Source organism: Candidatus Nitrotoga sp. M5, assembly GCF_927904885.1.
In the GTDB taxonomy this organism is placed as follows: domain Bacteria; phylum Pseudomonadota; class Gammaproteobacteria; order Burkholderiales; family Gallionellaceae; genus Nitrotoga.
In genome coordinates this window covers 20,604-43,165 of sequence record NZ_CAKMNW010000012.1, presented here as the reverse complement: position 1 = coordinate 43,165, position 22,562 = coordinate 20,604, and the positions used below count along the sequence as shown (strand labels likewise).

Sequence of the window (22,562 nt, the reverse complement as noted above, 5' to 3'; positions counted from 1 at the left end):
GTGAATTTTATCAAAAGTGCTTCATGAGAATGGGTTTTTCGAGGTGCCCCTTATTAGTAATTTTCATTATATTCACTCCTTATAAATTTAATATTTGCAAAGCCTCATACTCCTCAATATTAGCTTGAAGCACAGCAAACGCAGCAAAATTCATGCCTATTATAAATTTTATTATATTAATCAATATTTAATTGATATATAGACTCCGACAAATCTAAGAATCATCTATAGAATTGTAAAGAATTTCGACATATAACTTGGCTATTATTAAGATTCATCTATAAAACTGTAAAATATTTCAACATATTGCCTGGCTATTTTACAGAGCACGCATACACATTTAATATCAGATAGTTAGTTCTATTTATATTTGTATACCACGTTTTCCCATCACCTCCATGTGCCGTCAGTTTAGTTACTCGTGAAAATTCAATACGTCAGATTAGCTTGGTAGTTTTGTCTTTCACTGCCTCAGGCTGTCTATCAACGGATGCGTGGCAGCAAGCAAACGTATTTAAGATCATCAAATGTCTGGTAACTATTTCCCATAGCTGTCTTTACGATTTCATGAATGGAATGGGCACGCTCATTGAATGCAAATATCATGCACCTGGCCACTTATTGATGCAACCACTTAAAGGTCTGCATACCTAGCACAGTCATCAGCAATGAGCCACCTAGATGAGCGGCAATAATTGCAACACTCCAGGCGTATTGCCCGCGAGCTAGCAAAGTGACGGTTTCAGCAGAGAAGGTAGAAAAGGTAGTTAATCCGCCAAGAAAACCAGTTATAACGAATAAACGCCATTCGGGCGGCAGCGCTGGTTGCTGTAAAAGAAACGCCACAGCAATGCCAATGAGATAGCCTCCGATCAGGTTTGCGCAAAGTGTACCTAACACCAGTTCTGGGAGAGCGGGATTAAGCCATAGTCCCAGCCCCCAGCGCAGCCATGCACCGATGGCTGCACCCAGGCCAACTGCTATGAAGGCATAGAGTGTCATGCTCGCAATCTCATTCTAATCGATAACACGGACTGGCGCGAAACCACCGCCCACTGTGCGGAAGTTGGTGGTTTGCCCTTGATACAAGCGCGTGGCAATAAGCTGCACCTGGCCATCATAAACATAGCAACGCACGTCAGATTTAAGCGCAACCGACTCCTCACCTTCAGGGCATACCATGCGTTCACCGGGAGGTGCCATGCGCTGGGCAATATAGCCACCCTCTAAGATTTCAGCGAGTACTCGCTTCGTAATATTGGCACCACGATAGGTGCCCTTGCCACCATAACCGGTGGCGGGTTTGAAGAACCACTGCTTGCGCTGCTGTCTCCATTCATCATGCGATTGTGCGTCCGCTAGCATAGTCTGCGGTATGCCCTTGCTTAAAGTGGCAATAGTCGTCTCTGCCACACCCATCCCGAGTAAGCTGTCTGGTGCAGTGAAGAGGGCAAGATTGCGCTTGTCTGCATATAACGCATAACCATGAGGGTGCGGCGTGAGTACTACCTGATTACGCTGATAAGCAGTACTTATAACACTGTGTTGTTGTAAGAAAAAATCGGTCAGACGGTTGTAAATCAGATCGACTTTGCGTTCATGGAGATAGAGGCCATCCGTACGCGCCTCCAGCTCAGACGGGTCTGCAATGAACGCTGCAATGCCCGCACGTTCAAATATTTTCTGCATCAGTACAAATTCAGGAAAATAATATTGTTCGAATGGCTGCTCATCCACGATGACGATGGTTTGCAACGGCGCATCGCCTCGCTCTAAACGCCATTCATTACGAAACATATCGAGAAAGACCTGCTCCAAATTGTCAATCGCCGCAGGCTTGCCCAGCGCAGCTACGTTACGCTGACTGTACAACTCTAACGCATTGAATAGGGCACCACCTGCGTTAGTGTTGATCTCAATGAGATGCGCACCTTCGGCATTTAGATGAAAGTCGTAGCCGAAAAAAACACCTTTGGCACGAGGGATATATTGAGCGATGGCTGGTGTGTACTGCAATACAGCATCGCGCCATACAGATAGCTTTACAACCTGGTTGATAGCCTCAATGACTGCGTGCATTTGTTCCATCTCTTTACTGGAAATAAACAAAGAGACGGCAGCGAACAGGTGGGGACAACGCGCATTGATATCCTGGTGCCAATCCTCGCCCTGCTCATGCAAGGTGTGTTCCAGCGCACTACGATCCACAATGGCCGAATGACAATCGTTGTTTTTTTCTTTGGCAGTTTCAATACTCACAGAATAATTTCACTTTCCTAGCCAGTATGTTACATATGGGGCCCACAATTTCAATTGCGCAGGAATCTAGCTTACAGGGGATTTTCGAAGGCGCTATGTTGTTATTGATACTCCGGTTAAGCAACAAGAGCATGCTAATTTTCGAATCGTCCGGGCTAAAGTGCCTCGAAAATTCCCGCAGCCCCCATGCCGGTACCAATACACATGGTAACCATGCCGTATTTCTGATTGCGCCTGCGCAACCCATGCAGCAAGGTAGCAGTGCGGATTGCGCCAGTGGCACCCAGTGGGTGGCCCAAGGCTATCGCCCCACCCAGTGGATTTACTTTAGCAGGATCTAGTGCGAGCTCTTGTATTACTGCCAGTGATTGCGCGGCAAAAGCTTCGTTGAGTTCGATCCAGCCGATGTCGTCCAATTGCAAACCGACTTGACGCAGCACACGCGGAATGGCTTCTTTCGGACCAATACCCATAATTTCTGGTGGCACACCCGCCACCGCAAAACCGAGAAATTTTCCTATAGGCGTTAAATTGTAACGCTTTAGTGCAGTCTCGCTGACCAGCAACACTGCACCCGCGCCATCCGACATCTGCGAACTATTGCCAGCGGTAACCGAGCCATACTTCGCAAACACAGTTTTGAGTTTAGCCAGTGCTTCCAGCGAAGTGTCGGCACGAGGGCCTTCATCTTGCTCCACCAAGCTTGTAAGCACGCTCGATTCACGACGTAATAAATCCGGAACATGGTTTTGAATTTGATACGGCGATATTTCTTCCTGAAATTCATTATTCGTAATAGCTTGCAAGGCGCGACGATGGCTTTCGTAAGCGAAGGCATCCTGTGCTTCCCGGCTTATCTCCCAGCGCTCTGCCACCTTTTCCGCAGTCACCCCCATACCAAAAGCGATGGCGACACTCTCATCGTGCGCAAAAATGGCAGGGTTCATCGCAATTTTATTCCCCGTCATCGGCACCATACTCATGCTCTCGGTACCTGCCGCTATCATCACGTCAGCTTCACCGAGACGAATTCGGTCTGCCGCAAGCGCTACAGCCTGCAATCCTGAAGCACAGAAGCGGTTAACGGTCAGGCCAGGCACAGAATTTGGCAAGCCCGCCAGCAGCAATGCAATTCGCGATACGTTCATACCCTGTTCAGCTTCCGGCATGGCACAGCCAGCGATGACATCGTCTACTGCGGCAGGGTCAAGTGAGGGACATTGTCCCATCACACTTTTAAGAACGTGCACCAGCAGATCGTCTGGTCGAGTATTGCGAAACATACCTCGCGGCGCCTTACCCACTGGGGTGCGAGTGGCGGCTACGATATAAGCTTCCTGAATTTGTTTAGACATAAGTTACTCCTTTTGACGACCACCTTTACCCTAGATTTAAGGAAGGTTGGATTAGGGCAGAAAGATTAATTCCGCAATGGCTTGCCATTTCTCAGCATGTACTCAATGCGTTTCTGCGTCTTGTCCATTGCCAGCAACTCAAGAAAATTGCGCCGCTCCAGATCAAGAAACCATTGCTCATCAACCAAGCTGCCAACTTCCAAGTCTCCACCACACATTACCTCGGCCACTCGGCAACCAATATTGTAATCATGCTCCGAGATTAATTCCCCTTCCAGCATGTTCACCATAGACGCCTTTAAGGAGGCAATGCCCGCCCTGCCCGCCACCGGAATCTGACGTTGTGTCATGGGTGGGCGATAGTCCGTGGCTATCAGTGCCAACGCTTCTTGTTTGGCTACATGCAGCAATTCAAAGTGATTCATCACGATGCGATCCGAGGCTCGCAAATAGCCCATCTCTCGCGCCAGCTCTGCGCTCTTGGATACTTCGCCCATGGCGATATTCTGAAAATAGCGGCGCAGGAACGGAAAAATATCAGCGCCTTTTGCTTCCGCCGCCGCGCGTTGCGCCATTTCTTTGCAGCCGCCTCCAGAAGGTAGCAGTCCAACGCCGACTTCTACCAGCCCAATATAACTTTCCATCACAGCAACAATGCGTGTGCAATGTATCGAAATTTCACAGCCTCCGCCCAGTGCGAGACCATCTACCGCTGCAATAGTTGGCACCTGCGCATATTTCAAGCGCTGTGAAACCCGTTGAAATTTGATGATAACGTCTTCTACACGCGGCACATTGCCGGTTGCCGCATTGACGATCTTGCTTAATCCACCGCCGCCCGCCACGGTGTATTTGACGCGCTGCATCGCGCCTTTAAACTTGCCGAATAAGCTACCGGGTTGTTCTTCGTCAACTGTTTGCACCCCCTGCATCAGCTGCAGTAAATCGGCACCGGCAGAAAATGTTGGTTCGGTCTGCCAAATAATCAGTGCAAGCCAATTTTCTTCGGCTTCGTCCAACGCGCGCAAAATGCCATCCAGCAAATCGCTACTGATAATATGCATCTTGGATTTAAAGCTCAGGATGGCAATATCGTTACCGGTGTGCCACATTCGTACCGTTTCGGTCTCGAAAATTGTTTCGCCATAGTGGGTTGTATCACCGAGCAATCGGTCTGGAAACGCCTGACGGCGGTATACCGGCAACGTAGAGCGGGTTTGATACTGATTACTGCCCGGCGAGTATGAGCCCTGTGCGCCATGAACCTCATTACGCGTTACATCAGTTACCCAGTCTGGTAAAGGTACTGACGACATTGCCCAACCCGCCGTAATATCCTCGTCAAGCCAAGCCACTACCTGTTGCCAACCTGCTGTCTGCCAAATTTCGAACGGTCCATTATCCCAGCCAAAACCCCAGCGCATGGCGAAATCCAGATCTCGCGCATTGTTGGCGATGCCTTCCAAATGTACTGCGCAATAATGAAACAAGTCACGAAACATCGCCCACAGAAACTGCGCTTGCGGACGACCGCTAGCATGCAAGGCGGCAAGTTTTTTCGCCCAATCATGTTCGCGTAGTATGTCTTTTACTTCATCATCAATTTTATCTTCCGACAGACGATATACCTGCAAATTCAGATCAAAAACATGAATTTTTTTATCCTCTTTCTGATACACACCGCGTTTGGCTTTCTGCCCCAGCGAGCCTTCCTCTATCAGCTTACCGAGCCAGTCCGGCAGCGTGAAATATGCGTGCCAAGGATCGTCTGCAAGATTATTGTGCATGGTGTCGACCACATGTGCGAACACGTCCAGCCCAACCACATCCAGTGTGCGGAAAGTAGCGCTTTTAGGGCGCCCCAGGTAGCGGCCGGTCAAGGCATCCACAGTATCGAAATTCAGCCCGAAGCCCTGCGCATGATGCATCGTAGCCAACAGAGAAAACACACCTATGCGGTTGGCAATAAAATTGGGCGTATCCTTGGCGCGCACCACGCCTTTGCCCAGCGTAGAGACAAGGAACGCTTCCAATCTGTCCAGCATCGTAGCATCGGTGTCGACACAGGAAATCAACTCAACCAGATGCATGTAGCGCGGCGGATTAAAGAAGTGAATTCCACAAAACCGATCACGCTGTGCTTTTGGAAACGCCTGAGCCAACTCGTTGATAGACAACCCAGAAGTGTTACTGGCGAAAATGCAATCTGCGCCAAGATAGGGTGCGACCTTGCGGTACAGATCTGACTTCCAGTCAATTCGCTCCGCAATCGCTTCTATTACCAGATCACAACCACGTAACAATTCGAGGTGTTGCTCGTAATTTGCAGGCTGAATACAGGTCAGCTTGGTGAGTGATGTCAATGGACTAGGTTCGAGCTTCTTCAAGCTTTCTAATGCTTTGGCTGCATTGCCATTTGGATCACCCTCTTTGGCAGGCAACTCGAATAGTAGCGTTTCCACATTGGCGTTGACCAGATGTGCGGCAATCTGTGCACCCATTACTCCTGCGCCCAATACAGCGACCCTACGTATATTAAAATTCTTAAGCATAATCCATTTCCAAAAATCAAATCAAAGAAGGCACGAGTCTTACATTTCCCGCTCGAGCTTTAAAAGCTATTTGAATACGTCTTAACCAACTTTGCTATCGATGCAGCAAAATAATGCACTCATTCGTCTGGTGGCACAACACGTGGCCTGCGGTCCTCCCCCACTGCGACATAGGTCAACAGAGCCTCAGTTACCTTGACACAGGTCGGTTTAATCGGATCGCGCTGCACAAACACCTCGACCTTGACGGTGAGGGAGGTGCGCCCTACTTTGACAAGTTCAGCATAAAAGCTCACCACGTCGCCCATAAACAACGGCTGTTTGAATACAAATGAATTTACCGCAACTGTCACCACGCGTCCGCGTGCACGAATGAGGGCGGGAATGCTTCCAGCGATGTCTACTTGCGCCATCACCCAACCGCCAAACACATCGCCGGTGTAATTACAGTCGGATGGCATGGCTACCATACGCAGTGTAGGTTCACGTTGTGGCAAGAGGAGCAACGCGGGCTCATCCATATTCAGGTCACCTCATACATTTCAAATTTGCGTAACAATACTGCATCACTCGAAAATATTTATCGCTAATATGGCAAACATATTGCCGCGTCTTGCTTAGACAATGAATTTTTTGAGGCACACTTCAATGCCCTTGATAAAGCTGTTCAATTTCTTTAGCAAAGCGCTCCACTACAAATTTACGTTTGACCTTCAGGGTGTGTGTCAACAGTCCGTTATCTACACTCCACGGATCGACCAGCAGTAATACCCGGTGAACATTGGCATACCCCGGAAATTCTTTCGTCTGATCTGCGATACGCTGCAATACCTGTTCCTCGAGATGGGCATTGCACAACGATTCCGGCAGTTTCGGACTCACCCCGGCTTCCTGTGCGAAGATTGCCCAGCCTGACGGATTAACTACTGCCAGCACGACAAGGTAGGGACGACCTTCGCCATACACCATTACCAAATCGAACAAACGATCACGCAGAATGGCCTGCTCCATGTCCGCCGAAGAAATTTTTTCACCGTTAGACATCACGATAATTTCTTTCAAACGCCCCGTGATAGTGATCTGTCCTGACTCACTAATAGAGGCAATATCGCCACTGTCCAACCAGCCATCCGCATCAATCATGGCACGAGTAGCCTCGGTATTATTCCAGTAACCTAACATTACATTCGGCCCTTTAATCAGCAATGTACCCTGTTCGCTGATGCGCACCTCCACACCCGGCAGAGGAAGACCGATACTGGATGGAAAATTGTTGTTCAAGCTATTAGCGCTAACAATCGGACTGGTCTCGGTCAAGCCATAGCCTTGCAAAATAGGCAAGCCAAGTGCAATAAATACTCGTGAGACTTCCAGCTGCAAGGCCGCTCCACCACACAAAGTCATACGGAGTCGTCCGCCCAAACGCGCCATAACCTTGTTTGCAACCAAGTGATAAAGCAGTGGCCATAGCAGTAATATTAGGTGCCAACCAGCACGTCCCTGGTCGTGCTCAAAACGGCGCCACCCTACATTGATCGCCAAAGCGAATAACTTGCGCCGCAATGGAGACGCTTCTTCCAGCTTGGCGCGAATCGCTCCGTAGATACGCTCGAAAATGCGAGGCACAGAAACCAAAATAGTTGGACGAATGATTTGCAAATCTTCCGACAACAACGAAACGGAACGCGCATAGGCAACCGTGGCACCTGCCATCACGCAGATGTAATAACCCACCGTCCGCTCAAAGGCATGAGAAAGCGGCAAAAAAGACAGCATAGTGTCCGTTCCGGCAACAGGGCCGACCAGTAAGGCTGCATGGGCGTCAAACAAAATATTGTAGTGCGACAGCATCACTCCCTTAGGACGGCCCGTCGTACCCGAGGTGTACATAATCGTGGCCAGAGCATCTCGCTCGTGCCCTCGTTCATCGACCAAAGTCGCATGCGCGGGCAGCCACTCTTCAGCACATAGCAAGCGTGCTTCATCATGTCCGACTATTTTGTCCAGGCTGATCATGCGCTGCATACATGGCAGTTGCGCACACACGCTGCGCAACTCTTGCCATTGTATTGAATTATTAAACAGCAGCACCTTTACACCTGCATCGTTGATGATATAGGCCACGCTATCCTGCCTATCCTCAGAGTATAGCGGCACTACAACAAGCCCGAGCGACAAGGCTGCCTGATCGAACAATACCCATTGTGGGCAGTTTGGCAACATGATGCCGACGCGGTCACCCGCTACCAACCCTTCACGCATCAGTGCTGCTTGCCATCGCGCCGCTTGATCGCGTGCCTGCACCCATGTCATTGATAGCCAGGAATTATTGGTCGAATCAAAGTATCGATAGGCAATGGCCTCAGGCGTACGTTTCACACGCTCAACAAACAACCCATGCAAAGTTATTGCCTGTTGCGGCGTAATAATGTGCTCTTGACTACCCGGCATGATTACCCCCACTATCATTCAAACTATACTCGCCCCCGCCATCAGGTACATCTAAACTCCAAATTACATCGCAATTTGGAGTTAATCAAAAATTTCGCTTACATATGAATAATATGCTTCGCTCAATTTTTTCTTGTGTTTAGCAGACTGTCGGATTTAAAGAAAATCTGCTGCAAATTGAACTGTACGGTGACTATTTTTCCGCTTTATTTTGCCATAGGACAACGATTACCCTGCAAAGTCGTCAAGTGAGAAAAGCAGACATTTCACCGCAAGATGAAAGTTCACAAAATATATCCTCGCGCAGCTTAAATATCGCTAAGATTCTTTAAGTTCGACAGGCTGCTAGTCTTGCTTAGAAATTTAATTATTAAAAGTGCCCACCAGTTGATCCGGTGCAAAATCATCCACCATAATGACCTTGCGTTGTAACGCATAGTCACGTTCCAGCATCCGAACTTCTTCAGCAGTGATAACCTTTTTGCGATGTGCTTCTGCAATACACATCAACTCGGTCAGAGCTGTGACCTGACCGGATTTTTGGGCCGCGTTCACTTTTGCATGCACGGCATCGCACTGCAACGTACTGTGTAACGCAGCTTCCAGTGCACCAACCGCATCATTCTCATCACGGGGCAAATACATACCCGCTGTGAGGCGGTCACGCACTGCACCTGGTTGCTGTAACAGCACTGACACTTGATGTCCCAGCTCATCCGATGGTGGTGTCAGATATTTTCCCCTCGGAAAAATAAGCATACGTAAAAGCAGTGCAGAAAAACGCCTGGGAAAGTTTTCCAGCACGCCGTCAAACGCGACCTGTATCCTGTATAGAGCATCTTGCAACGCCCAGTCCAGCAGCGGCAGATCATCAGTGGGACGGCCATCATCTTCAAAGCGTTTAAGTGTGGCCGAGCACAAGTATAACTGGCTCAGTATATCGCCCAGCCGGGCAGAAATTTTCTCGCGACGCTTAAGATTTCCACCTAGCACCAGCATTGACACATCTGCCGCCAGCGCAAATGCAGCAGAACATCGTGTCAATTCCTGATAATAACGTTGTGTTTCCTTGCCTGCGGGAACCGAAAGACCGCGTCCGCCAACAAGACCAAACAAACAAGCGCGCATCGCATTGCTCAAGGTAAAACTGATGTGGCCAAGCAGAGCAGCATCAAAACTGCATAGTGCACGCTGCGCATCACTATCTTGCGCTGCTTGAATTTCCTTAAGTACATAAGGGTGAGAACGAATCGCACCCTGCCCAAAAATGAGTAAGCTACGTGTCAAAACATTCGCGCCTTCAACTGTAATCGCGATGGGATTCTGCTGGTGGGCGCGCCCCAAGTAGTTGCTTGGTCCGAGGCAAATCGCCTTACCACCATGCACGTCCATCGCATCATTTACAACTGCGCGCGCCCGCTCGGTACAATGATACTTAACGATGGCAGAAATTACAGACGGTTTTTCACCCATGTCCACTGCTACTGCCGTTAGCGTGCGTGCCGCGTCCATCATATATGCGTTGCCGCCAATTCGCGTCAGTGCCTCTTCCACGCCTTCAAATTTACCAATAGGAAGCTTGAACTGTTTGCGCACTCGGCTATATGCACCACAAGTTCGCACCGCCAGTTTCACTCCACCCGTTGCACTGGCCGGCAACGAGATCGATCGCCCCGCTGCCAAGCATTCCATTAGCATGCGCCAGCCCTGCCCGATACGATCCACCCCTCCAATAATATACTCCATTGGGATGAACACATCCTGGCCCGAAGTGGGACCATTCTGAAATGCAGAGTTGAGTGGAAAATGACGGCGTCCTATCTGCACGCCTGGTGTATCAACAGGGATTAACGCAAGGGTAATACCGAGTTTTGTTCTCTCGTCAAGCAGTCCATCCGGATCATGCAACTTAAATGCGAGGCCAAGCAACGTCGCTACTGGTGCCAAAGTAATGTAACGTTTTTCCCACGTTACGCGCATACCGAGCACATTTGATTGCCCGTTAAATTTGTCGTAGCACACGATGCCATAATCAGGAATCGACCCTGCATCGGAGCCGGCTGATGGACCAGTCAAGGCAAAACACGGTACCTCTTTGCCCTGTGCCAATCTGCGCAGATATTTGTCTTTTTGCTTAGACGTGCCATAGCGCACGAGTAACTCAGCTGGGCCCAATGAATTCGGCACCATAACGGTTACGGATGCAGTAATGCTTCGCGAAGCAAGCTTAGCCACCACAGCAGAATGCGCCAGAGCAGAAAATCCCAGACCACCGTATTCTTTGGGAATAATCATGCCAAAAAATCCGTTGTCTTTAATGTATTGCCATACCTGCCGCGGCAAATCCTGACGCACATGTGTAATGTCCCAGTCATCCAACATGGCGCACAAAGTCTCGGTTTCATTATTGAGAAAGGCTTGCTCTGCTGCACTGAGTGTCGGCTTGGGATAATTTAATAACTTGCGCCAGTTCGGATGGCCACTGAAGAGATCACCGTCCCACCAGACTGTACCCGCATCAAGTGCCTCCTGCTCAGTTTGCGAAATATGTGGAAGTGTCTTGCGGAAAATTTTTAGAATTCGACTGCTCACCAACAGGCGACGCAGAAATGGAATGCCCAGCACCGCAACAATCACGGCCAGCGAAATAGTGGCAACTTGAAACAGATCAGCAGAAAGTTTGCTTTGGATAGCAATGATGAATACGAAGACTACAATCGCCAACAACCATCCCCAGATGGAGGATCGAAAAAAAGCCAACAAAACCATTACAGCCAGCATCACCAGCACAGTCAATATTACCATTACAATCCTTTATCTTGTTCTCAGAGAACCTCTAGCAGCCTGTCGGATCAAAGAATCGTAGCGAAAATTTAGCTGAATGATGGGTAGTTTTGCTAGCTTTCACCTTGCAGCGAAATGCCTGCTTATCCCACTTGACGATTTTGTAAGGCAATGGTTTATTTATTGCCATACAAATCAATGAAATAGGCACCGTTCAGCCAAATTTGCGGCTATTTCCTTTACGTCGTCCGACAAGCTGTCGGGCAAGACAGGAGATGAGTCAAAAAATTACTGCGCGCCATATAGTTTATATGTAGGCGATAATTTTTTCGCGTAACGCCGCATTGCGACGAAATGGATTAAGCAGGCAAGCCTCACAGCCGCGGCTCGCAAATGGGATTTTATAGTTGCCTTACATTAAGTGCGAAGCAGTTCAATCCTTCGATCCCGATTTGAATCTTAGTCCAAATTCGTAGCGATCATTCATCAATTTGTGCGTACTCTCGCTTCTTGTATGATTGAAATACTCGACAAGTTTCGTCACTTGAAGATTACCCCCATTATTCTCAATCATCGCAATCGCACACATCGATGCATCAGTTCCATTGTCGAGCCTGACTTCCACCGGTGCCTGACCGGTTGCATTGATCGTGACCACGCCGTTGGTAACTGCCCAATTCGGTGCACCTTCATAAATAAACGTGAATATCAAAATGCGTTTAATCTTATTGAACTGGTCACCGTTAATAAACAGATTTTCTCCGTCAGTGTTGGTACCGGAACGATCATCACCTTCCAGATGAACAAAAGGTGGATTGTTGAAATCCCCCCAACTTTTGCCGAGTGCCTGTACACAACCGGCAGTGCCATCAAGCATTTGATACATACACCCCAAATCCAGATCGATACCGCCGCTTGATCGAGACTGCGCATTGCCCATAATTTTATTGAGGAAGCTCGGCTTTTTAGGCTCAGTGCTAGGAAGCGATGCCTGATTCCAGTTCAGATTGACGCGGATGCGCCCAAATCCTTGACTACTGGCTTTTTCAAGCGAGACCTTGTCGCCGCGTTTTTCGAGTGTAATCTTGGAAAGAGACACTTTCTTTGGCTCGGGCGCAGGCGCTGGTGTCGGAGAACTCTCTGCCTCAACACCGCCGAAATGCTTCAAAAGCATGGACAATCCACCGTTGAATCCCTGACCAACTGCGCCAAAGCGCCACTGACCATCACGCTTATAGATTTCACCGATTATCATGGCTTTTTCATCCTGAAAATCGGAACCCGAAAACTTGAATACCGTACTACCGAGACGCATCGAACTCGAACCTAACTTACGCATCGTCCCTTCGCCACCAATAGATGCTGCAAAAACCAGCTTGTGAATCGATTCCGGTAACCGGGATACATCAGTTGCGAATACCGATTTTTCGCCGCTGATCTCCAGTGCCACTCCACCACCCGGACAGGATTTCTGATTGAAGAAAACCATGTATTTATCATCGGATAGTTTGTCATTGGCATCCAGACCGAAACAAGCAACATCGATATCCATACCCTGCGCCGCAATGTCCAGTACGATCGAAAATGCGCCCGTACATTCCATATCAGCCAACTTTCCCTTTTGTCCCCGTGTAAAATCAGTCATTATGTCAAAACCTTATGTTGGTTGAGTTTGTTGTAAATAAAAGCGGTGACTTCATTGATCTCGTCACCTGCATGATGTATACCAAAGGCTCGTGCCTGCTCGGCAATGCCATGCGCCCACGCCCGATGCGTGGCAACTTCACACATGGAATTATGCATTTTGAATACTGCCGGACTTGCTTCATCCATGATCCGTAATGCTACTTCGACATCGGTGCGTTGAACACGGTATTGTTGCTCAATCAACGCGATTTGGCTGGGATGAATTGCAGTTTTGCCAACCATGCCGTGTGCCAGATCTTCCTCCACTTCCTGCGCCAGCAGTTCCGGATTGTCCAGATGTTCAAACACCGGTGCAGTCAATACAAAACCGTAGGGGCGAAATATCGTTACCAGTTTTGAAATAACCGGCCCAAGCGGCGTCCTGTAAATGGTCATGTTACGTGGCCGCCGTATCCCCAACAGCGCCAACAAATCATTGCCACCGATGCGTAGCGCAAGAATGTAATCACGCACCCCCGGTTTTTCCAGGCATTGGAGAAACATCTTCATCTCTGATTCGTCAAAGACCTCGGCAGTCTCAAGTGTCGGCATCAACATGAAGCTGGTCTTCCGTACTAACCTGAAATAAGCATCAAAATTATGACGCGTTGTTTTGGGTAACACGAAGCCGGTCAACTTCTCCGAGCCAGGCATCTCCAGTACGCGCTTCATCACGTCTGGGTTGCGAACACGAACAAAACGTTCTGTGGTTGGCCGCTCAATCATCTGCTGGAGCACTAGCGATAAATTGAACAGCGAGTAACTGAGTTCACTGTCAGTAATTGCATCTTCGGTGCAAAAGATAACTGAGCGTAGATAACCGAGCAATTCGCCATCGGCTATCTGCTGCAAATCCTTATGCGTTGCAGGAACGTACAGCGAGGCGCCAAGCATTTTTTTGTTAGCCATCTAATGTACTCCTTATAAGCGACACAGCCTGGTAAGGAAGATCTGCATCCACAATCAGCGGGACAGATTTCTCTGTAGCGAGCACCTTTAAATGTGCGACGTCCAACGCATCGGGATCACGCAGAATCAACAGACGCGGCACCCTGCGCAACAACACGCGGGTCGCTTCACCGATACCGGGTTTTACAAGATTCACATCGACGATACCATGCAGCGCCATCGTTGTGTGAAGGAATTCGGCAGAAACAGCCGCTACTTTCGTGCGGTCTATCGGCATCGCTTCTGGTATGCCATTACGATCAGCTTGTGCGATACCATCAGCAATCAATCCATCTGCAAATTCGCGCGACTGATCGTACGGTTCGAACTCGTCGTAATAAACACAGCCATGAAAATCACCTGGCCCAACGGATTCGTTCAGAACCGAACGGCTTACCAAGCCAGATACAGTTGCATTCAAAATGCTGGATGGAATCAGGTAGTCGGCGCACGACGCCGCACAAGTTGCGGATCCAGCGAGATCTGACAACACGTACAAACCGCTATCGATCGCAACACCATTACGTTGATTGAAATCACCCACTGCCTGCTCGAGCACGCGTGAAATCACGCCTTTACCTGTCCAGCCATCAATGAACACAATAGACTCTGGTGCATGGCCCAAGTTCAGAATATGGTGCAGCGCCACTTCGTCGATACCGCGGTCTCGAATAATGGACACCGAAAAGTGGGCAACTTGCCGACCTATCACTCTGCGTAACAGATGCTTGAGAATGACACCAACCGGCGTCCCTGCACGCACCAACGACACCAAAGTAATGGGGCCAGCACGCCGCGCAGCGATTAACGCCGCTAGCGACAAACAATCCTGTGCCATCCGTTTGCAATTAGCGGCGTAGGCATCCTTGAATATCTTCAGGTAGCGCTCTGACGGCAACAATTCCGGCGACAACATTTCACTGTAGTGACGCGCACCTGACTGAATCAAATCCTCCTTGTGCGCAATATCGACAAACGGTGGCTGCACTAGACGCTTCAGCAAAAAAACAACATCGTCATGCCGATAACTTCCGTAAAAGCTCATAGTGCTGCCACCGTCAGTGCAGCGAGTTGGCTTCTGCTCGGAACAATCGCGTAGTCGCATGCGGCCATGAAACGCGCATCCGATTCACTGTCGCCCATGCCCAGAGTCATAATCTCGCCATGTTCAACTTCCAGTCGCTTGCGCAAGTACTCTACGGCGCGCGCCTTGTTCAAGGTTTTTGGCAAGACCGCTAGATTGTTCCCATTGCGGTGGATGAAAAAATCCTTGCCGGCAGTCGCAATCCAGGGAGTGACTGCCTCGCGTTCTATTTGCTCGAGGCGTTCAGCTTTTTTTTCAGGATCCTTGACCACTATATAGAAAGGGATCGAACAATCTTCAATCAGGCGTGCACGACCATTCATACCTGCGCTTTCCGAGTACTCGTCAATAACCTGCATCGCTTCTCTCAAACCGGCCTGAACACGCTCCATGTCCATTCGCATCGTTTCAAGCCAAATGGCATCGACTGTTCCGCCTGGCTCCAGTATGACGCCACCATAATCAATAATGGCATAACTGGAAAACGGTAAATCCACTCTACTTAAAGCATCACGATTACGCGCTGTCGCCGGAATTAGCGTCATTTCACGGTGCATCAGTTCAAAAAAAGCACGCTGACGAGAGGTTGTGAACGAGCAAGCCGCCCCATTTTTCAGATACGCAACAGGACGCAAATCTTCTTCCTTCAAACATTTGCCTGGCGTTTGAAACAGGGTGTCATCAAGGTCAACGAACAGGAATTTCTTCAATATTATTCTCAGATAAAAAATGAAACAGCCGACCGCCGACGATGTGCGCGAGCTCATGTAACGCTGCGTTAGCCGGCGTCTCGTGGCAAATAAAGACGTGATCATACTGGCCGGGTGCAACGTTATAAATAAAATTCGCTACACCTTCTCCATAATTGTCTGGAAAGGTCAACACATGGCTGACGGCATCCCCTTTCAAAATGGGAGAACGGGTCGTCGATTGCAGCACGACATTGACGCCCAGTTGCTCAAGTCCAAGCCCCAACAGAAAAGCCATGTGCATGAATTCGCCAGTGCCCAATACTAGTACCCGCTCGTCAGGGCAAATTGTAGCGATCAGACGGCCGGCCAAATCGATCGGCACGGATAGTGAACGATCCACGCCCAGTCTGCCGAATGAAGCGCTTGCGCCGCGATCGGCATGTTCTTCGAACAACTGGGCCTCACCGGCCGCCGAACGCTGAAATTCGCTGGCGGTAAATGTATATTCTCCGCTGAGCACAGCGCTAATCGTTACATCAATACCGAATCGCTGGGACAACGCGTCATTGGCTGCCGGGCCCATAAAGTTGGTGATTGTCGCCAGATGAACGCGTTCTATCGACGAATTGAGTGCGCAGCACGTTGCAGTCAAATTCAGAAAAGTGTTGCCGGTACTGGCTTCATCATCGACCAACACCAGCGAGCGTGCGTTAAGAAAAAGATCCTGTAAAGCAGAATCAGCCGGCATATGCAGAAACTGCCGCGGCGCGTGGCTATGTGCTTCTTCAAACTCGATGATCGGTGTGTCGCCAACTTGGTAGCGCGATGTATGCAAAAAAAGTGCTGCACGACCCGGATTCGCGGCCTTGTACGATTCAAAAACGCCCTGCCCCAATCCGATCGCTGTTTCTGCCATGGCGATGAAAACCACTGGGCCCGGCAAATCTACTGGCACCTTCGCAGCTAGATCAACATGAATTTTGCGCATCAGTTGCGGCGTTACCGGCCAATGCTTGCCTAATACCTTACTGAGAAAAAGAAAACCGCGCTTGGCGTTTGCACGTGCAGCAAAACCAATCAAATCATCCAGGCTAAACTGACCAGTGTCGGCCTTAACCTCCATCAGACCGGTCGGCAACATGACGGTTCGCATTTCTGCTGGTAACAATTGCGACTGTTGGATTGCTGCGCTCACTTAAGCTCCATTGCTCGCGCTAGTTCTGCAACGCGTATACCGGCACGGATTGGCGGTATACGCAGACCGTCGAAACCGCGATCGAATCCAACCAAAGCCAGATACGGCAGATTGGGGCCGGCAAGGCACGCCATTGCAAGACCGCCTGACATGCGAGGATTAATCTCCAGCAGACAAATTCCATTTTGGCCTTCACGGAATTGAATATTGAATACACCGTTCAATCCATAGGTGGAGGTAAGTTGTCTTGTGCTTTCCAGAATGTCATCACGCAGCTCGATCATTTGCCCCTGACCGGCCATTTTGGCTTTCTTACGAGGAACCGCGCAAATCAGCCGCCCATTATCACCAACGCAATCAACACTGTATTCGTGCCCATCCAAATACTCCATTACCAGCATTGTACGGAAGCCATTCATTGTGGCAAATCCACGCCTCAGATCATCCAGGCCGATGTGGTACTGAATCCCATCAAGCAACAACTGCGCGCTGGAACGCTCTTCATCGACCACGCTGAAGCCAAGGCCATACACAGATACCGAAGGCTTGACGCACAACTTTTTATGCGCATCTCTTAGTTCACGGTAGGCGGCATCGAATTGTTCGACATCTTCAACTACGCGGAACGCAGCAGGCGGTGCGAGCTTTAAATCAACCGATTGATAAAAAAGTGCTTTGTCATGCAGTAGATGCAACACTTCCTGCAACGCCGCACACAATACTCGAGTACCTTGCGTCGCAAATTGTTCACGTGCTGCGCTGACCAGACTTGCTTCCTTGCCGGGCACAAAAATGTCGATGTTGTTCGCGCGGCAGAAATGAAGACACCAGTCCAGATAGTCTTTGCCTTTCAATCCACTGGGTTCAATGGATGATTCGTGCGCAAAGAAAAAACCCGGAGCATGCGGATTGGTGTTGCTACACACAATATGATAGTCACCAACAACATCAGCCTCACGAATGAGGCTGATTGCAGCGGCAACGGATGAAAATGTTTTATTAAACCAGACTCGCTGCATGAACTAACTTATAAGTGCGGCGTAATTTGCGGCATCAGTTCAGCAAAAGTGCGGCCATTGCCAATTTCGCCGATGGCATGCATTTTCCATTCGCCATTATGACGATAAATCTTGGCCATGATTTGCGCGTTATGAGATCCCAAAGCAGACAAATTGAATCGCGCAACTTCCATGTTGTTGCTTGCATTAACGATGCGACAGGTTGCATTCTCAATTTGAGAGAAATTTTGACCAGTAAAACTATTGACCGTAAACACCAAACTCTTTACGTTCTCTGGAACTTGCGTCAAGTCAACAATTATTTGCTCATCATCACCGTCTCCTTCGCCAGTGCGATTGTCGCCAGTGTGGGTCACCGAACCATCATTTGATTTCAACTGCCGAAACCATACTGCGTCGGTCTGAGTGCCCTGCTGGTCAAACATAATGCAAGATGCATCGAGATCGACATCCTGCGACTTACTGCCAAAGCCTAAGAAACCTTTTGACTTTATTGCATCCCAACCAAGCCCCATGATGATTTTATTTAATTTAACGCCAGCCTCTTTATCAAGGGATATTTTTTGACCTTTTTCCAGATTAATCGCCATACAGCTCTCCTTAAGAATAATTGAATTGTTGCTTGCCTGAAACCAGTTCAAACTATGCGATTCTTCTGCATCTCAAAATGGCATGCCGACACTGAAGATTAGCCCTCACGGGACACAAAATTACGATCATGATCAATGATCCGTCCGATTTACAAAACCATGAAAAATTTCAAGGCCTATCCTATAAACTACTCATAGTTAGCGCGCCGTAATATTTTTCTTACACAAATATTGAAGAGGCGTCCTGTGTTACAACTTACAAACTTTTTCGCGCCTTTTGTACTTTTAATAAAAAGCACTTTCCACCATTAGCAATGACAACATCGGATGCTTATTTTCTCAACAGTGCGGCAAATGAACTAGGATTGCGCGAACATATATACACCTTGCCCGAGCCACTGAAGCGAAGTACGACACCTTCTCCGCTGGTGACGCTATTGACCAAATTGCCTACCATGCCGCCGATGCCACCGCCGCCGCTACCACCATCGCCAGTGGTGACTGAAATTACATATTGCAAAGTGCTGTCCCAACAAACGACGTGGGAATTATCAATGATTACATCCTTACCGGGCACGACATCGAGTTGAAACATCGAACCGAAGCCAGATACGACAACCTGGCCATTACCGGAAGTTTCCATCACGAAGAAACCGCCTGACTGTGCAAACAGCGCATTTCCGATATTTTGCTTACGTACCTTCATCTCAGTGCCCGATGTAGCAGCCACAAACGCACCATCATTGAGTAAATACTGGCACTTTCCAACATCGATGATTTCCATCGCGCCAGGTAGTGCTGGTGATAACAGGCAATCGCCATCGCCACGTACCGCTTCGATGTGTTGCTGGAAGAACGATTCACCATTAGCAAAACGTCTCATTAAGGCACTGCCAATACCACCGTTCATACGTCCTTTGAGGTCCAGCGCAGCTTCCATCATCACCATCGCGCCAGATTCGCAATAGATCTTGTCACCCTTGGTCATCGCAACGTGCAGAAACGGATCAACATCGCCGGTTGAAGTGAACACTGTCATGTCGTGAATCCTATAAACTATAAAGAAGGAGGAAGTTATATGTGCGGCGACCCCGTTTATTAAGAGTCGCCACACTGGGCATCAGCTCATAAGAACAAAGATGCTTCATACTTGATACTTGATACTACACAAACCGATATAAATATAAGTATCAAAAAGAAGGATGGGCACGATAAAACTGTGCCCATCCAACAATTTGTTATCTACGCGAAAGTCCCTGAGGATATATTACGCGCTAATGCCGAATGACCGTGCCAAAGGGCCGAGACCACCTGCAAAGCCTTGTCCGACCGCCTTAAATTTCCATTCTGCACCAGCGCGATAGATCTCGCCAAAGATCATCGCCGTTTCAGTAGAGCTGTCTTCCGACAAGTCGTAGCGCGCGATTTCTTTGTCGCCATTGGCATCGAGACAGCGGATATAAGCATTGGCGACCATTCCGAAGTTTTGCTTGCGTGTTTCAGCATCGTGGATCGTGACGCCTATCGAGATTTTGTTGATATCAGCCGGAACTTTCGATAACTCAATCATGATTTTCTCGTCGTCACCTTCACCTTCACCACTTTTATTATCTCCTGCGTGAGTGACAGAGCCGTCGGCTGATTTTAGATTGTTGTAAAAAATGAAGTCAGCGTCTGATCGGGCTTTACCATCCGCCTTAAGTAAGAATGCGCTACCGTCAAGATCGAACTCTGTACCGTCAGTTGCACGAGGATCCCAGCCGAGTCCAATCACCATTTTGGTAAGAGATGGCGCTTCTTTACTCAGATTAACGTTACCGCCTTTTTGTAGACTAATTGCCATTAAATGTGCTCCTTAATTAAAGTTAACAACCGTGGTGACATTGTTACCGTACATACACGTCGTGATGAATTGCCAGCGCACGCAGGACGTCCGCATAGCCTTACACTACTGCCTTAAATTGCCTTTTTCGCTATTTTAACGATAGATCTCGCCGAAGACCAGCAACGCTTAAGCTGCTCAACCAGCATTTCGCTTCTACCTAGACAGTTATCGTTGTGATGCAAACATTGAAAACTGAGCATTCTCGATTTTTTCGTCCAAACATAAATTATTTAACTGGTTCTACTGCCGCATTTTGATTTCGATTGTAGCGAACTGATGACCATAAAGACAAGCCAATGAAAGCCACACCGGACAAGCCGGTGAACCATTCCGAAATATGAAATTTGACGCTTACCAGCATAATGAGCGCCAAGATACCGATCGCGTAGTGCGCACCATGCTCCAAATAAACGAACTCATCTAATGTGCCCTTACGCACCAGAAAGACTGTCATCGAACGTACGAACATGGCACCAATTGCCAAACCTAACATGATGATAACCACATCACTAGTGATTGCAAAGGCGCCTATAACGCCATCAAAACTGAACGACGCATCTAACACCTCCAAGTATAGAAAGCCGCCTATACTACCGCGCTTAACCACGTCGCCGACGCTCGGATCACCCACTTCATTCTCCAACAGGCCACTGAGGAAACTAACGGACAAATATACTGCGATACCACCGACACCTGCCATCAGTACCGACAGTTTCTGTGCTTCAGGAACCAATGACATACAGCCGAACACAGCTAGTAGAGTCAACAAATTAGACAGACCTTCAGTGCCGTGCGCGCCAAGCTTTTCCTCAATCCAGCCCAACCAATGCAACTCTTTATCCTGATCAAATAAAAAATTGAGGAATACCAAAAGTAAAAAGGATCCACCGAAAGTAGCAACTTGCGCATGAGTATCAGTCAAATGCTTTGAATACTCTTCGGGTGTATTCAAGGCCAGACTCATCACATCAACCAATCCCAGACCAGTTGCAATAGATACAATCAGAATAGGGAATACCAAACGCATACCAAATACCGCGACAATTATCCCGACCGTCAAGAACATTTTTTGCCAGAAAGCATCCCAATTGCGCAACACAGATGCATTCACGACTGCGTTATCGAAAGAAAGTGAAATCTCCATGATAGACAAAACACTCGCGATAAATAATGCCTGACCTGCGCCTGCCAGACCACCGATACTGTAACCCCACCATGTCGCGAGGACGAGCAGAACAAACGTAACTACAAATGACACCCTGAAATGCTTCATATTTGATTTCTTAACCGGAACTGTTGAAATTGACACGCACGAAATTTAAATTCGTCCTGCCCGCAAACTACTATGAATACGTCATGAATGATCACGACGTGTGAAAAATATGAGTATGTTATCTGCATACATATCGTGCATGCCTCCTGTTATATTGACACCTCCAACCATGAATGTTTCATATACATGGCCAAGTATAACCTTTTAGCCAGAATTTTGCATAAAACTAAAGGCAAATAACAAAATAACTATATGATTAATATTGTTTAAAAATAAAACTCAAAAAAAATGTTGACTGCTCATACACGCCTTACTGCTAATTCCATCCAGAACAACTCCGGTTTCCTCTTTCTACTGACGAATCGGCCTACTTTGACTTCACAGAAAGGGAAATATCCCATATTTACAGCGCGATCGCGCCGCTTTATCTCGACGCACCTTGATGGAGCAATACGGCTTTGAGGTGCTGATGTGCTACATAGTTCCAAACCAGACGCACATGATGCCTTTCTGGCAGAAGAAATTAAAGTTTGTCTGGCAACTTGTCGAACTTAAAGAATCATCTCGTAAATTGAGCGGAACGAAGGATAATTTTGCGAGCTTTTACCTTGCGGAGAAATGCCGGCTTACACCATTTGAAGTTTGATGATTGTCCAAGGTAGATAGTCATTCTATTGCCAAAAAATGCAGCGAAATAGTCACCGCTCAGCTCAGTTTTCAGCCGATTACTTTTAAGTCGAACAGGGCTGCCTGATTAAAATTAATTGGCCGTCAAAATAAATATAGGTG

The 22,562-nt window shown here is 48.3% G+C and carries 17 protein-coding genes; all 17 read right to left on the bottom strand.

All coding sequences use genetic code 11. The features are described from left to right. Nucleotides 1-618: 618 nt before the first annotated feature. The 17 genes from crcB to MJ770_RS04490 all read right to left on the bottom strand — a co-directional run bounded on the left by crcB (nucleotide 619) and on the right by MJ770_RS04490 (nucleotide 21,773). Nucleotides 619-1,002 (bottom strand): fluoride efflux transporter CrcB, encoded by a 384-nt coding sequence (gene crcB, locus MJ770_RS04570; protein ID WP_239250422.1) that lies wholly within the window; start codon nucleotides 1,000-1,002, stop codon nucleotides 619-621. A 15-nt stretch (nucleotides 1,003-1,017) separates the two neighbouring features. Further along, nucleotides 1,018-2,259, bottom strand: coding sequence for a hypothetical protein (locus tag MJ770_RS04565; RefSeq protein ID WP_239250421.1), 1,242 nt, complete (start codon nucleotides 2,257-2,259; stop codon nucleotides 1,018-1,020). A 155-nt stretch (nucleotides 2,260-2,414) separates the two neighbouring features. After that, nucleotides 2,415-3,614: an acetyl-CoA C-acyltransferase gene (locus MJ770_RS04560; protein ID WP_239250420.1), complete on the bottom strand. Its 1,200-nt coding sequence runs from the start codon at nucleotides 3,612-3,614 to the stop codon at nucleotides 2,415-2,417. 65 nt (nucleotides 3,615-3,679) lie between these two features. Next, nucleotides 3,680-6,166 carry a 3-hydroxyacyl-CoA dehydrogenase/enoyl-CoA hydratase family protein gene (locus MJ770_RS04555; protein ID WP_239250419.1) on the bottom strand — a complete coding sequence of 829 codons (2,487 nt, stop codon included), beginning with the start codon at nucleotides 6,164-6,166 and terminating at the stop codon, nucleotides 3,680-3,682. A 119-nt stretch (nucleotides 6,167-6,285) separates the two neighbouring features. Beyond that, nucleotides 6,286-6,687: an acyl-CoA thioesterase gene (locus tag MJ770_RS04550; protein ID WP_239250418.1), complete on the bottom strand. Its 402-nt coding sequence runs from the start codon at nucleotides 6,685-6,687 to the stop codon at nucleotides 6,286-6,288. Nucleotides 6,688-6,811: 124 nt separating this feature from the next. After that, on the bottom strand, nucleotides 6,812-8,617 hold the full coding sequence (locus tag MJ770_RS04545) for an AMP-dependent synthetase/ligase (protein ID WP_239250417.1): 1,806 nt from the start codon (nucleotides 8,615-8,617) through the stop codon (nucleotides 6,812-6,814). 363 nt (nucleotides 8,618-8,980) lie between these two features. Next, nucleotides 8,981-11,422, bottom strand: a complete 2,442-nt coding sequence (locus MJ770_RS04540) for an acyl-CoA dehydrogenase (RefSeq protein WP_239250416.1) — start codon at nucleotides 11,420-11,422, stop codon at nucleotides 8,981-8,983. Nucleotides 11,423-11,834: 412 nt separating this feature from the next. Continuing rightward, complete coding sequence (locus tag MJ770_RS04535) at nucleotides 11,835-13,046, bottom strand: TerD family protein (RefSeq protein ID WP_239250415.1); 1,212 nt, start codon at nucleotides 13,044-13,046, stop codon at nucleotides 11,835-11,837. Continuing rightward, on the bottom strand, nucleotides 13,046-13,996 hold the full coding sequence (locus MJ770_RS04530; protein ID WP_239250414.1) for an HpcH/HpaI aldolase/citrate lyase family protein: 951 nt from the start codon (nucleotides 13,994-13,996) through the stop codon (nucleotides 13,046-13,048). Before MJ770_RS04530 ends, MJ770_RS04535 begins: the two co-directional genes overlap by 1 nt. Next, nucleotides 13,989-15,080, bottom strand: a complete 1,092-nt coding sequence (locus tag MJ770_RS04525) for a cysteine protease StiP family protein (protein ID WP_239250413.1) — start codon at nucleotides 15,078-15,080, stop codon at nucleotides 13,989-13,991. The genes MJ770_RS04530 and MJ770_RS04525 overlap by 8 nt, the downstream gene beginning before the upstream one ends. Beyond that, on the bottom strand, nucleotides 15,077-15,829 hold the full coding sequence (locus MJ770_RS04520; protein WP_239250412.1) for an HAD hydrolase family protein: 753 nt from the start codon (nucleotides 15,827-15,829) through the stop codon (nucleotides 15,077-15,079). Before MJ770_RS04520 ends, MJ770_RS04525 begins: the two co-directional genes overlap by 4 nt. Beyond that, nucleotides 15,807-17,006, bottom strand: coding sequence for a phosphoribosyltransferase domain-containing protein (locus MJ770_RS04515; RefSeq protein ID WP_239250411.1), 1,200 nt, complete (start codon nucleotides 17,004-17,006; stop codon nucleotides 15,807-15,809). The genes MJ770_RS04520 and MJ770_RS04515 overlap by 23 nt, the downstream gene beginning before the upstream one ends. After that, nucleotides 17,003-18,025, bottom strand: coding sequence for an ATP-grasp domain-containing protein (locus MJ770_RS04510; RefSeq protein WP_239250410.1), 1,023 nt, complete (start codon nucleotides 18,023-18,025; stop codon nucleotides 17,003-17,005). The genes MJ770_RS04515 and MJ770_RS04510 overlap by 4 nt, the downstream gene beginning before the upstream one ends. A gap of 8 nt (nucleotides 18,026-18,033) precedes the next feature. Further along, nucleotides 18,034-18,615, bottom strand: a complete 582-nt coding sequence (locus MJ770_RS04505; RefSeq protein ID WP_239250409.1) for a TerD family protein — start codon at nucleotides 18,613-18,615, stop codon at nucleotides 18,034-18,036. A gap of 331 nt (nucleotides 18,616-18,946) precedes the next feature. Next, nucleotides 18,947-19,654, bottom strand: coding sequence for a TIGR00266 family protein (locus MJ770_RS04500; protein ID WP_239250408.1), 708 nt, complete (start codon nucleotides 19,652-19,654; stop codon nucleotides 18,947-18,949). 228 nt (nucleotides 19,655-19,882) lie between these two features. Next, entirely contained in the window at nucleotides 19,883-20,458 is a 576-nt protein-coding gene (locus tag MJ770_RS04495; protein WP_239250407.1) for a TerD family protein, read from the bottom strand. A gap of 268 nt (nucleotides 20,459-20,726) precedes the next feature. Beyond that, nucleotides 20,727-21,773 carry a DUF475 domain-containing protein gene (locus MJ770_RS04490; RefSeq protein ID WP_239250406.1) on the bottom strand — a complete coding sequence of 349 codons (1,047 nt, stop codon included), beginning with the start codon at nucleotides 21,771-21,773 and terminating at the stop codon, nucleotides 20,727-20,729. Nucleotides 21,774-22,562 lie beyond the last annotated feature (789 nt).